At 33.4% G+C, this 14,144-nt stretch carries 11 protein-coding genes; 5 read left to right on the top strand and 6 right to left on the bottom strand.

What is annotated here, in order from left to right; translation table 11 throughout:
• Positions 1-155: 155 nt before the first annotated feature.
• The gene (locus JG554_RS01895) at positions 156-1,847 is read left to right on the top strand and encodes a BCCT family transporter (protein ID WP_070037302.1); all 1,692 of its coding nucleotides are present in this window, start codon (positions 156-158) and stop codon (positions 1,845-1,847) included.
• Positions 1,848-2,071: 224 nt separating this feature from the next.
• A complete protein-coding gene (locus JG554_RS01890; RefSeq protein ID WP_070037294.1) occupies positions 2,072-2,857 on the top strand; it encodes a putative hydro-lyase in 786 nt (261 codons plus the stop codon).
• A 190-nt stretch (positions 2,858-3,047) separates the two neighbouring features.
• On the opposite strand, the gene JG554_RS01885 is transcribed toward JG554_RS01890, so the two are convergent.
• From JG554_RS01885 to JG554_RS01875, 3 genes are all read right to left on the bottom strand, one after another.
• The gene (locus tag JG554_RS01885; RefSeq protein ID WP_064209237.1) at positions 3,048-4,064 is read right to left on the bottom strand and encodes a PTS sugar transporter subunit IIC; all 1,017 of its coding nucleotides are present in this window, start codon (positions 4,062-4,064) and stop codon (positions 3,048-3,050) included.
• Between the two features lie 376 nt (positions 4,065-4,440).
• Positions 4,441-5,013: a sugar O-acetyltransferase gene (locus tag JG554_RS01880; protein ID WP_070037291.1), complete on the bottom strand. Its 573-nt coding sequence runs from the start codon at positions 5,011-5,013 to the stop codon at positions 4,441-4,443.
• Between the two features lie 83 nt (positions 5,014-5,096).
• Complete coding sequence (locus JG554_RS01875) at positions 5,097-6,293, bottom strand: DUF819 family protein (protein ID WP_070037288.1); 1,197 nt, start codon at positions 6,291-6,293, stop codon at positions 5,097-5,099.
• Between the two features lie 152 nt (positions 6,294-6,445).
• Between JG554_RS01875 and JG554_RS01870 the strand changes: the two genes are divergently transcribed.
• Together JG554_RS01870 and JG554_RS01865 are read left to right on the top strand one after the other, a co-directional pair.
• Positions 6,446-7,867, top strand: a complete 1,422-nt coding sequence (locus JG554_RS01870) for an SLC13 family permease (protein ID WP_203265354.1) — start codon at positions 6,446-6,448, stop codon at positions 7,865-7,867.
• Between the two features lie 151 nt (positions 7,868-8,018).
• The gene (locus tag JG554_RS01865) at positions 8,019-8,225 is read left to right on the top strand and encodes a hypothetical protein (RefSeq protein ID WP_019469992.1); all 207 of its coding nucleotides are present in this window, start codon (positions 8,019-8,021) and stop codon (positions 8,223-8,225) included.
• A gap of 485 nt (positions 8,226-8,710) precedes the next feature.
• Here JG554_RS01865 and JG554_RS01860 read toward each other — a convergent pair whose 3' ends face one another.
• From JG554_RS01860 to JG554_RS01850, 3 genes are all read right to left on the bottom strand, one after another.
• Positions 8,711-9,580, bottom strand: coding sequence for an SDR family oxidoreductase (locus JG554_RS01860; protein ID WP_046206724.1), 870 nt, complete (start codon positions 9,578-9,580; stop codon positions 8,711-8,713).
• Positions 9,581-9,754: 174 nt separating this feature from the next.
• The gene (locus JG554_RS01855; RefSeq protein WP_070037283.1) at positions 9,755-11,641 is read right to left on the bottom strand and encodes an FtsX-like permease family protein; all 1,887 of its coding nucleotides are present in this window, start codon (positions 11,639-11,641) and stop codon (positions 9,755-9,757) included.
• Entirely contained in the window at positions 11,631-12,392 is a 762-nt protein-coding gene (locus tag JG554_RS01850; RefSeq protein ID WP_046206722.1) for an ABC transporter ATP-binding protein, read from the bottom strand. The genes JG554_RS01855 and JG554_RS01850 overlap by 11 nt, the downstream gene beginning before the upstream one ends.
• A 234-nt stretch (positions 12,393-12,626) precedes the next feature.
• Here JG554_RS01850 and JG554_RS01845 point away from each other — a divergent pair, with 234 nt between their 5' ends.
• Positions 12,627-14,081 carry a SulP family inorganic anion transporter gene (locus JG554_RS01845; RefSeq protein ID WP_064209231.1) on the top strand — a complete coding sequence of 485 codons (1,455 nt, stop codon included), beginning with the start codon at positions 12,627-12,629 and terminating at the stop codon, positions 14,079-14,081.
• Positions 14,082-14,144 lie beyond the last annotated feature (63 nt).

Genomic DNA, 14,144 nt, shown 5'->3' with positions numbered 1-14,144 from the left:
ATTTATAATTTTTCATATGTTCTATACCCACAAAAATATGAATCATGCAACGTCATCCATATTATAATATTCGCTAGCATTTTCAATGAATAGTGTCATTGTATTAGGGTAATTTCTTAATATAAATGGAAACAAAGGGATGATTTAACACTATTATGAGTGACAAAAATGCACACGACAGAAAGAAGAAACATAGAAATCTTGTTTATATGATATCTGTTGCAATTATTGTACTTATAACATTAATTGCAGGTATTTTCCCTAAAAGTTTTGGTAATCACGCACAACAAGTCTACGATTATATAGCAAATAGTTTTGGATGGCTGTTTTTAGTAATTATTTTTATTTTAGATATATTTTTAATTGCGTTAGCCATTTCACGTTATGGTCGCTTTAAATTGGGTGATGATAATGAAGCTCCTGAATTTTCTATGATGTCTTGGATTGGGATGCTCTTTTCTGCAGGTTTGGGTGTCGGCATTGTATTTTGGGGTGTAGCAGAACCATTAACGCATTATTTACACTCTCCATTTCCTGGAAAAACGCCAGACGCTTCATCAGAATCAGCGCGTGTTGCTATGGGCTATACTTTTTTTCATTGGGGTATTTCTCAATGGTCTATCTTCGCAATTGCCGGTTTAACAGTGGCGTACTTCCAATTTAGAAAAAAACGTGATGGTCTCATTTCAACGGCGATGGAACCTGTATTTGGTGAATCTTATAAACGACCATATCGAAATGTGATAGATGTATTAGCCATTATAGCTACAGTAATGGGGATTGCCACATCTATTGGTTTAGGTATTATGCAAATTAGTGGTGGTCTACAACATGTCTTTAACGTTCCTAACAATAATGTTACCAAAATATCAATCACTATTTTAATGGTAGGTATTTTTTTAACATCAGCGATTACTGGTTTAAATAGAGGTGTAAAATGGTTAAGTAATATCAATATTGGCTTAGGCGCAATATTACTTATCTTCATGTTTATTTTTGGTGATTTTAAATTTATTTTAGAATCTTATACATTAGCAATCGGTGATTATCTACGTCATTTCATTGAATATAGTTTACGCATCAGCCCATATACAGGCGATAACAGTTGGATACAACAATGGACTGTTTTCTATTGGGCATGGGTTATATCTTGGTCACCATTTATTGGTGGTTTCGTAGCTCGTGTCTCTCGCGGTAGAACGATTAGAGAATTTGTTATTGGTGTATTAATTATCCCACCTTTAATTTCATTTACTTGGATAGCTGGATTTGGTGGTACAGCTGTTAAAATAGCATTGAATGGTAACGACAATATCGCTAATATTGTCGACAAGGATTATACTGTTGCTCTTTTTGAATTATTATCCAAATTTCCTATCGCTGACATCACAAGTGCATTAGCAATCGCACTTATCTTTATATTTATCATTACAAGTGCTGATTCTACTACACATATTGTTGCGGGTATGGCAACTGGTGGTATTGCTAATCCTAAAATCAAACATAAAATTATTTGGGGCATATTAATTGGTGCTATATCTGTTTCTATGACAATTGCAGGTGGTTTAACGAGTTTACAAACTGCCTCAGTTGTAACAGGTCTACCATTTTCAATTATTTTATTACTCATGATTTTTTCTCTAATGCGTGCATTGAGAAGAGAACCAACGGAACACTTTAAAATGACCTACATCAATGATGATAAAGATTATTCTATACCACTAGAAGAACGCGAAACAAATCATTTAGAAACCGATGAGGATGCCCCGATAGAAGAAAATGAACCAAGTAATCATAACGATAATGGCAAAAACCATGATAAAGATACCAAAAACAAAGATGATTAATCTATCATACTGTTTAAACTCATCCAGCTGACCCAATAAATTACCATTGTTTAATTGAGTATTAAATATCACAAACGGACATCGTATTGAAATCCAAATGTACTTTAATTTCAATACGATGTCTATTTATATTTTCCAAAAGATTCTGAACATTTTATACAACTTATATGCTACTTTTTGCTAAAATGTAGCTAAGACGTTAAATTTAAGGGGATGAACACTTAATGAATTTACAAAACCAACACCCAAGTATATTAAGAAAAATGATTAGTAAAAATGAACTTACAGGTCATACAAGCGGAATGGCTAAAGGTTATGTCCAAGCTAATGTAGTCATATTACCCTCTATTTATGCATATGATTTTTTTAAATTCTGTTTCAGAAACCCAAAAACATGCCCACTTTTAGATGTTTCAGAAATTGGTTCAATCTCTTTTCCTACTTATGGTAAAGAAGCTAACATCACAAATGAAGTAGCACAATATAAAGTATACCGTTATGGCGAATTAGTAGAATCTCCTACTGACATATCTCATTTATTTAATGATGACATGGTCAGTTTTTTGATTGGCTGCAGCTTCACTTTTGAGCATGCTTTGTTGGAGGCGGGTCTACCAATACGTCACATTGAAGAAGAACATAATGTTCCAATGTACATAACAAATATTCCAGCCGCACCAAGTGGTCATTTCTCAGGAAATATCACTGTTAGTATGAGACCGATGACTATGCAACAAGCTATAAAAGCAACAGAAATTACGACACACTTTAAAAATGTTCATGGTACGCCAATACATATAGGAGATCCATCAACAATTGGCATCGAAAACATAACAAATCCTGATTTTGGCGAACCTGTCACGATTAAAGAAAATGAAGTACCAGTATTTTGGGGCTGTGGTGTTACGCCTCAATCTGTTGCGTTAGATGCTAAACCAGAATTGATGATTACACATGCACCAGGACATATGTTTATCACTGACGTCCCAGATAGTCAGTTAAGCGATTAATTTCACATGATACACATTTTTACACACTAATTTTAATGATGGAAATTTAAAAAGCAGCATGATAGCATCCACAAATACTAAATGGCTGCTATATGCTGCTTTTCATTTTTATAATGGTTTTTATGATCAGTATGAAACACGGTTGACTATTTTAAGATTAACATTTACATCATTTACTTATAACGTAGCATTATCGTGCTTCTATCTCTTCTTTCGAAACGACTGGATAATTTTTAAACCAAACTGAACATACATATCCTACGATTAAACCTATAACACCTACAATGGCGCCATAAATAATTATTTTTATCGGGTTATTGAAACCGAACATAACAAGAAAACCTGCGAGCGGGGTAGCTGTACCTGTCGCATCATTAATCATACCTGATGATGCTATCACCGCACCTGCTAAAGCACCACCTATAAAGTTAGCGGTATAGACGGGTACTGGATTGGCTGACACAACATCTGCTTGTGATAATGGTTCAATACAAACTGCAATTCTAGATTTACGATCTCCTAGTTTAAGTTTATTAAACATCGTACCGTTAATGAAAGATGATGCAAATGATACCATGGCTGCAATTGCCATTGGCATCCCAGTTAAACCTAATAACGCAGTCAATGCCATGGAACTTAATGGTGCCGTTCCAACAACTGTAATGACGCCACCAAGTATAAGACCCATAATAATCGGGTTAATTTCTGTGGAACTTTGAATAATATCCCCAATTTTCAATAATGAATTATTTACTAATGGCGTAATTACAGTAGCTACTAATCTTGCTAGTGGCGCTATAATCAAAATACCCACTATTAAATCTACGCCGTCCGGCACTTTATGTTCTGCAAACTTCATTAAATAACCAATTGCATAACCAGCAACAAATCCTGGTATTAAATCTAAACCGCCACAAGCTGCTGCAATCACTAAAGCATACACAGGCGAAACCCCGATTGCTAAAGCTACCAAACCTGCAGCTGCCACACCGCCAAGTCCACCAGCAGCATCACCAAGATCTCCTAAAAATTTAATACCAAACAGATCTCCACCAACATACTTATGAAAAGCTTCCACTAAAAATGTTGCTATCGCTGCATTAGCTAATGCTCCCATTGCACGCATGCCATTAGGAGCACGATATGTAAATAATGTAAATAACACTAGTACAACGATTAAAAACAAGGTCCCTATTAAAATATCCATGAATCATTCTCCTCTTTCTTTGAACTGCTCACACAATAAATTTGTGCAATAAATCGTTCAATCCTTTCTAAATATGGATGGCAAAGCTACTTGCAAAAAATAAATATTAAAATATTTGAAAATCACAAAATATAAACTTTTCAATTTCCATATTTATATATTCTAACATAATTTTTTATTATATTCCGAACAATTTTATTAATTTCTAATTAAGCTCCTGGAACATTTTTTAAAACAAATTTAATTTATTTTAAAATTTCACGCAATAATATTTTATTTATCCTGTTGAAAAATAAAAAAGAGTCGTAACATGATCCGTTGCAAACGTTGAATCATGTCACTAACTCCTATCGAAAAAGTTCAATATTTAATATCATCATGTCGATGCGTTGTTTTCAATCGTTTTTATTGGTTTTGCCGGAGAACCAACTGCAACTACATTCTCAGGAATATCCTTAGATACAACACTTCCCGCACCAATTACAGAGCCATTACCTATTGTTACTCCAGGTAAGACTATGACATTTGCGCCAATCCATACGTTATCTCCTATATTTATCGGTAACGCTTGTTCCAATCCTTGATTTCTATCTTGATATGCTAATGGATGTATCGCAGTGTAAAATCCACATTTTGGTCCAATAAACACATGATTGCCCACAAAAATTTTACCACCATCCATAAAATAACAATCATGATTGATAAACACCTGTTCACCTAAAAAAAGGTTATAACCATAATCGACATAAAATGGACTTAATAATTCCAAATTATTTGGTTCAGCATGTAACAATGCCTTCAAAATAGTTTGACGCTTTGCTTTATTGCTAGGTTTCGTTTGATTTAATTCAAAGCATAAGTCTTTAGCTATATTTCTTTCTTTATTCAAATTTTCATCGTAATTTGCGTCATACCATTGTCCAGCTAACATTTTTTCTTTTTCCCTCATATTACATCCCTCACTCATCTATAATAATTTACCAGATTAACTATATCATCGCGTCATGATATTTCTAAATAATTGTCTTACCACTATGCAATATAAGATAACCATTGATACATTAATGTACCTGCATAATTGCCAATCACATAACCTAATGTACCTACAATTAATATAGGTCCGACTAAATCAGTCCAACCTTTACCAATAGCTAATGCAGCTGCAGTAGTAGGACCTCCAGCGGTTGCATTACTTGCAAGTAATATCTCTTCAATGTTGAATTTCAACAATTTTCCTAACAACAAGCTCAAACCCAAGTTAAATATTAAAATTATCATAACAAAAATAAATAACAACGGTGCCGTTTTTACAATCGTAACAAACGAGGCTGGTGTACCTATGACAACAAAGAAAATATAAATTAAGAATGTTCCAATTTCAGAGGCACCTGCTAATTTTTCAAAGAAGTCTCCCCAAATTGCAACGATGACAAGTGTTAAAGTTGTAAGTAAGAGATAGAAATCCCCAAAAAATGACACAAGTATAGTTAAGATCAAATTACTTTGAGGTACAACATGTTGTATTAATTCAGAAAGTTTAAAACTGATTGCAACGATTGCTATTGCTGCAGCGATTGAAAATGCGATATCTAATAATTGAATTTTTTTTGGTTGCCAAAATGATTGTTGTGTTGCCGGTGTATGATCACTATGATAATGTGTTTTAAAGTGTTTTTTAATAAACGGAATGGATGGTATAGCAATTAATAACAGAAAATATAATGCCATGACACTATTATCTGCAACAACTGTGGATGAAACCATTTCTCCAGGCGTTTTTAATTTGGAACTTAATGCCGCAAAATTCACACCCCCACCAATGTAACTTCCAGTCATCATCGCCCCTATTTTTGATAAATAAGGCACTGAATGATTTAATATAATAAAAGCTACAGTTGTCCCTATCATGGTCCCTATTGACGCAATTAAAAAAATAAATAACAATCGCCGACTTTCTTTCCAAATTTTTAATATATTTGAACTAAAAAGTAGCAACGGTATAGATAAAGGAACAATATAATCCCACACGGTATCATAAACTGGTGCACTCGTTGGGATAACTTTAAAGTTAGAAAGTAACATCGCTCCTACCAATGCAATAATCGCTCCTGAAATCGTACTTGCCCATTGATATCGTTGTTCTAAAAAGATACTTATTGTGGCCCAAACTATAATAATCGCCCATAATACCCATGTATCATCTTTTCCTACTAGTGTACCCAAAACCATAAAATCACTCCCCTTTATTTTGCATGCATAAGATTAAATTTATTCTAACAATAAAACAGTTGTTTTTTTACAATTTTCTGAAAAATAAATTGTCATTACTTTTCCAACTTGATATTCTTACTAATGCAAGGGTACAAACAAGGGGGATTTTTATGAAACAAAAAATTGGTTTGATACTAGGACCGTTGCTTTTTCTTACTTTTTATTTTATTCCTGAGATTACTGGGCTAGATGACGCTCCTAGGGCCGTACTTGCTGTAACACTTTTTGTCGCCACGTGGTGGATTACAGAAGCGATTCCTATTCCGGCTACTTCACTCATACCACTTATTCTACTACCTTTAAGTGGAGGCACAGACGAACAAGTAGCTGCAAGTGCTTATGCTGATCCGATCGTCTTTATGTATATGGGGGGCTTCATTATTGCCTTGGCAATTGAAAAATGGAACTTACATAAACGTATCGCTATGACGATTATCGCTATGATGGGTTCTAATAGCAATAGGATTATTTTAGGTACCATGATTGCAACGGCATTTATATCGATGTGGATTTCAAATGCTGCAACAGCCTTAATGATGTTACCGATTGCATTAGCTTTAATACATGAAATCCAAAACGCACAATTTTTAAAGCCTGAGTCAGCACATAAGTTCAGTAAAGCTTTATTACTTACGGTCGCTTATTCCGCTTCTATAGGTGGTCTCGCAACATTAATTGGCTCAGTGCCAAATGCAGTTTTTGCTGCAATCGCTTCTTCAAGCTTAAATAGAACAGTTTCTTTTGCACAATGGATGATTTTTGCATTACCATTAACAATTATATTACTTATCATATTATATTTGTTAATGACAAAATGGCTCTTTAAAATTGAAGATGCAGATCAAATATCTTCTGATTTTGCTAAAAAATCATTACGTGATTTAGGACCTATGAGTCTAGAAGAAAAATTAACAGGTATTGTATTTCTATTTGTCAGTATATTATGGATTTGTGGTAGCCTGCTTCCATCTTCTCTCCACTTATCAGATACAGTTATTGCAATGATAGGTGCAGTGCTTTTATTTTTAATTCCAGCTAAATCCCACAAAGGTGGTTTACTTGTTTGGGATGATATGAGCAAACTCCCTTGGGGTATATTACTATTGTTTGGTGGCGGTCTTTCGTTAGCTGCTGCTTTTGAAGACTCTGGTTTAACAAAGTGGTTTGGGGGTATGCTAGGCGTTGTAAAACCGTTGCCACTCATTTTAATTGTTATCGTGCTTACGACTGGCATTTTATTCCTTACCGAAGTGATGTCTAATACAGCCGTATCAAATATGTTAATGCCAATCAGTATTGGATTTGCTGCAGCTATCAGCCAAGACCCTTTCATAATTATGGGTATTGTAGCAGTATCATCAACATGTGCTTTCATGTTGCCCATTTCAACACCACCAAATGCAGCGGTATTTAGTTCTGATGAATTAGAAATGAAAGATATGGTAAAAGCTGGTTTTATATTAAATATATTCATCATTATTGTCATATCACTATTTGCTTATTTCTGGTTACCAATTGCTTTTGGTCTCTAATTGAAACTTTAATTAGAATTGATAACCATATATTTTCATAAGCACGTCGTATACAACTAAGGTACGATAGTATGTAAATACTCTGGACGCATGTCACAGACTAAATTTTCATTTATAATATATGTATTATCATTAAAAGGAGTCATTACTTATGAAAACAATCATCAAAGGTGCAATAGCAGTCCTCTTAATCTTAGGTGTCGTAAAAACATTTCAAGATCACGATATCGTAGCAGAAACTACAAATTATTATCAACAATTTAAAGAAGGAGAAATACTACAAAATATTGAAAATGTTAACTTTGACTCTTTAAAAAATATCAATGTCGATGATTTCATTCCTTCAGATTTCTTTTAGCATTTTAAAACGTATGCATCAAACTTGATGCCTTGGTTATAAATGATTAACATACTTTTTAGATATAGATGTACATTCAACCTAGCTTCTCTCAATTCAAAACTAGATCAATAACATATCTATGTTAAATATCATATTAACAATACACGTTCAACTTTAGAAAACTTTACAAACATTGCAAAAGCACTTTCATCTTTCAAAGGATTTTACATTTGCTATAAAATATAACAAAACACTTTCGTTCAATTCATGCTTTTACATGAATTGATATGAAAGTGTTTTTTACTACTACTTAATATAGAAGCATAACCAAAGTCTATCCCCTTAAGGGCTACAAAATGATAATGCTAAATCAAATATTTCAATTAACTTTAAAACAAGACACACCCTACATTCATTACTAATTTTATAGAGTAAGTTTTACTATCAAAGTTGCAGTAAGTTGTTATTTCGTTAGTCCATAATAATCAAGCTACACACTATACTTAAGAAGTAATATAATCACCGCCATTTACATGAATGACTTGTCCTGTAATGTAAGAACTATCTGCATAAGACGCTAAAAATACATACGACGGTGCTAGTTCTGCGGGTTGTCCTCGACGCCCCATTGGCGTTTCTCCACCTTGATGTGCTACTTTTTCTTCTGAAAATGTAGCAGGTATTAAAGGTGTATATATCGGACCAGGTGCAACAGCATTTACACGTACGCCCCGTTCTATCAAACTTGTCGCTAAAGATCTTGTAAACGCTACAATTGCCCCTTTGGTTGCTGAATAATCAATAAGATGCGCTGATCCTCTATATGCTGTTACACTTGTAGTATTGATAATGGCATCACCGTCTGCTAAATGTGGCGCTGCTGCTTGAGATAAAAACATCATGCCAAAAATATTAGTTTCAAACGTTTCTTTCACTTGCTCTGGCGTAATTTCTTGAAAACTATCCTGTGGAAATTGAACGCCACCATTATTTACTAAAATGTTTAAACCTCCAAAGTCTTTAACTACTTTATCAATTAAAGCTTGAGCGTCTGACACTACCTTTAAATCATGTGCATAGGCTTTAGCTTTTACACCTATTCCTTTCAAATCATCCACTACTTTTTGAGCATCTTCATGTTCATCATAATAGCCAATAGCAACATTTGCACCTTCTCTTGCAAATAGCATCGCTACAGAACACCCAATGCCAGAATCACCGCCAGTAATCAGAGCAACCTTGCCCGTTAATTTGCCACCGCTTTTATAACCTTCCATCTCTGTTATAGGCTGTGGATTCATCTCTTTTTGTATACCTGGTTGTTTATTTTGTGTATAACCTTTAATTTGCTTATGAAATTCTAATAAATTCATCATTATACCCCCATGTGTAATCATTGTGTCGTGTACTACATACCACGAATAGACAACGACAAACATATTTAAAAAAACCCGATACATAAACTAAAAATGCTGTGAATCATGTTATATGTTTATAACTTCATTCACAGCATTTTATTTAAGCTTATTAATAGAATGTTTTATTTTTTAAATTGAATGTTTTACAATTCGGCTTGAATGTATAAAAGACATAATTGCAAATATACAATACACAATTGAATATACTATCATGACAACATAAACTGGTGTCATACTTGTCGCATTATAAATACCCATAAAAGCTTTTGCTGCAAAGTAAGCATGCATCAGTGACACAACTAAAGGTAAGCCAAAGTTGAAAATTACTTTTAACCCTAGTCCTTTCAACATATCCTGATGAGTATAACCAATTTTTCTTAAAATGCGAAAGTTCGGGATTTCATCTTCAGTCTCATCCATTTGTTTAATATAAATAATACATCCTGCTGCCACTAAAAATGCCAAACCTAAAAATGAAGTGACAAATAATAAAATGCCGACACTTTCATTCATTTCTTGTTTTATCATACCTTGTGATTGGATACTCGGTTCAATAGATTGTGCAATTTTCGTTGCTTTTGTCAAATCTGTATGATGTTTCAAATCATAACCGTATTGTTTATTCGTTTCTTTACCTTCTTGCTTGATTTGCTCATATTTATCCGAGCTTACTAATAATACTGGACCACCATAACTTACTTCGCTCATAAATGTCGCTTTATTACTGTCGCCAATCACCTTGAATGTTTCCGTATGACTATTTTTTAACTGAATCTCTTTATTTAAATCATATTTTACTATTCCAGAACCAGCTGCTAAGTTAATCAATTTAGCTTTATTTCCAGAAACTGCTTTATCATTAAAGTATTGATTGCTCGTAACAAACAAGGTTTTCATATTACCCATATTTGATTTTTGAAATACTTGATCATTTAATATATCGCCACGTGTCACTTCTTTATAGTCTTTCTTTACTTCAATGTGTGCTTTTTGTAATTTACTTTCAAATTGTTTTGCTTGTTTACTATCTTTAAAATTTAAGTCATGAGGTGCCATTAACTTTGTATTTTCATCCATCGTTGATTTACTAATTGCACCAAAACATAATACCGTTACGGTTACCGCTGAAATAGTTGCAATGATTGTTAATGATAATGCATTTTTCTTCATTCTGTGCATGATAGATGATGTAAACACAACGTCAGTGATTGACACATTGCCTTTTTTTGAACGTTTTAACGTTTTAAATATAAGCGAAACGGAACTACGGAAAAATAAATATGCCCCTAACACCGTTAAAAATAAAATGATAAATGGTGAATAGATAACCATATTGAGAAACTTACCAAACATTTCTGTTGAGATATAATATCCTACACCAATCATCACAATACCTAACACACCGAAGATCACTTCGATCACAGTGATTTGAGATTTGGTTGCTTCTGTGCGTGCATTGTCATTCATCATCATTAAAATACTACGCTTACGTAAAAAGATAAAGCTTTGTATGAGTATGAGTACAAATGACACCACAATAAGCATCAATGTTTGTATTACTGCTGGCAATTGGAACGATAACGATACGCTCATATTGATGTCTAATATTTTGAGCACGATCATCAGCAGCAATTTCGAACCAAATATGCCGATAATCATTCCGATAACGCCAGTTAATAAAAGCATCATCGCTTGCTCAATGACTAACATTCTCATGATGTTGTTTCTTGTTAAACCAATCAATTGATACAGCGCAAATTCACGCGTTCTACGCTTAATAAATAGTTGGTTTGCATACATTAAAAATATAACAATTATAAAGAATAAAAATACTGCGCCAATTTCTGAACCTTTTTGAATTGTCTTTAATGATTGCTCATTATTAATACTATTTGTATATTTTAAAGTTACAAAACTAAAATATAAAACGATACTGACAATTAAGGAAAATAAATACATGGCATAATGTCTAACGTTTTTCCTTAAATTCTTGATAACGATTTGATTAAAATTCATTTGCCACACCACCTAAGGCAGTTTGCATGTGAATGATGTTTTTATAAAATGCTTGATTACTATCCTCACCTTGATATATTTCTGAATGTATATCACCATCTTTTAGCATAATGACACGATTTGAATAACTAGCTGCAACGGGGTCGTGAGTGACCATTACGATGGTAGCATTCGTCTTTTGATTTAACTCTTCCAAACGGTTTAGTAAGTCTTGTGCACTTTTTGAATCTAAGGCACCCGTTGGTTCATCTGCAAAAATAATAGCAGGTTTGTGTACTGAAGCCCTTGCCGCAGCAGTACGTTGTTGTTGTCCTCCAGATATCTCATTGGGATATTTATGGCCCAGTTGACTAATACCTAATGCTTGCGTGACTTCGTTATAATTTTGCTCTTTTTCTTGTTTAGATAATTTTTGAATAGATAGTGGTAACATTATATTTTCTTTAACAGTTAATGTATTAAGCACACTATAATTTTGGAAAATAAAACCTATTTCTTTTTTACGAAAGTCTGCTAATGCTTTATTACTCATTTTATTAATTTGATGGCCATTAATTTCAACAGTACCACTCGTTATATAATCTATGGAACTAATCACATTAAGCAATGTCGTTTTTCCAGAGCCTGATGGCCCCATAATCGTCACAAATTCACCTTTTTCTATTGCAAAATCTATGCCTTTGAGTACTTCTTGTTTTCTATGTTTATTACCATAATTTTTAGTTAATCCTTCTACTTTAAGAATAGACATGTGTTACACTCCTTCAATCACTTTACTTTTATTTATATTTGTATCATAGCGAATTCACTTTATTTTCTCGTTTGATTTTACTAACAAATACATATTTTCAAATTACAAAACTGTCACATGTTTATTTCGTAATAAATTATATTTTTTAAATTTTTTTGTCATAAAGTACTATAAACTTTTTTTATGCTATGTGCTATACTATTAAAATTGACTTTTAATAAAGGAGCACAGTTTATGCTAAATAAATTAAAGAAAGAATGGCTCACTGCACCAGGTACAAATATATTAGCAGGTATTGTTGTAGCACTTGCGTTAATTCCTGAAGCAATCTCATTCTCTATCATTGCAGGTGTAGATCCAATGGTTGGATTATATGCCTCGTTTATCATCGCTGTTGTCATTTCATTAGTTGGGGGTAGACCCGCAATGATATCAGCTGCTACTGGTGCTGTTGCTTTAGTTATTGTGCCATTAGTTCGAGATCATGGTATTCAATATTTACTTGCTGCCACCATTTTAATGGGAATCATTCAAATCATCTTTGGGTTGTTGAAAATAGGTAGACTTATGAAATTTATTCCAAATTCTGTAATGATTGGGTTTGTGAACGCATTAGCTATAATGATATTTATGACACAACTTAAACATATCTTTGGCATCTCCATGCCTACATACTTATTTGTCATTATCACACTATTAATCATTTATTTATTACCTCGTGTGTTCAATCGTATACCTGCACCATTAATTGCTATCGTCGTATTAACAATCGCATATTTAGTTACCGGGGCAGACGTTAAAACGGTTGGAGATTTAGGCGAAATTAAAAAAAGCTTACCGCAATTAATAATCCCAAATGTACCATTTAATATGGAGACTTTTAAAATTATATTTCCCTATGCCATATCAATGGCAATCGTAGGTCTTGTAGAAAGCTTATTAACCTCACGCATCGTCGATCAGGCAACCGATAGTTATAGCAACAAGAATCAAGAAGCTCGTGGACAAGGTATCGCAAACTTTATCACAGGCTTTTTCGGTGCAATGGGAGGTTGTGCTATGATTGGACAGTCGGTTATTAATGTGCGCTCAGGTGCAACCACACGACTTTCCACATTTACAGCGGGTGTATTTTTAATTATCTTGATTATGGTCTTTGGTGACTGGGTTGTTGAAATTCCAATGCCAATTTTAGCAGGCATCATGGTGATGGTTTCGGTAGGTACATTTAACTGGGGATCATTTAAATTTATTCAAAAAGCCCCACGTTCTGATGCATTTGTGATGATATTAACGGTCGTTATCGTTTTGTTCACAAGTAATCTAGCGCTTGGCGTCATTGTTGGTGTTATCATCAGCGCATTATGTTTTGCTACAAAGATATCCAATGTTTCTGTCCAATATGAGGAACAAAATCATCACGTCTATTATAAAGTTAAAGGACAAATTTTCTTTGTCTCTATCGATTCTTTAATGAATCAATTAGATTTAGAAATAAGAGATCAAACAATTTATCTCGATTTTAGCCAAGCACATCTATGGGATGATTCAGCTGTCAATGCAATAGATACTTTAATAGAAAATTATAAAAAGAAAAATAATATGATTTATGTAAAACATCTTAATAAAGACAGCCGTAAAATTGTTTCTGAACTCAGCAAAGTCAATCAGCAGCAACATCTAATATAACTTTGATTTAAATCATAAGCTAACATCACTTGTTACATACATACTGATGTTAGCTTATTTTGT

This window comes from Staphylococcus sp. 11-B-312 (assembly GCF_016743055.1).
Lineage (GTDB): Bacteria > Bacillota > Bacilli > Staphylococcales > Staphylococcaceae > Staphylococcus > Staphylococcus ureilyticus.
The sequence above is the reverse complement of the archived record's forward strand: the minus strand, read 5'-3'. Positions and strand labels throughout refer to the sequence as shown.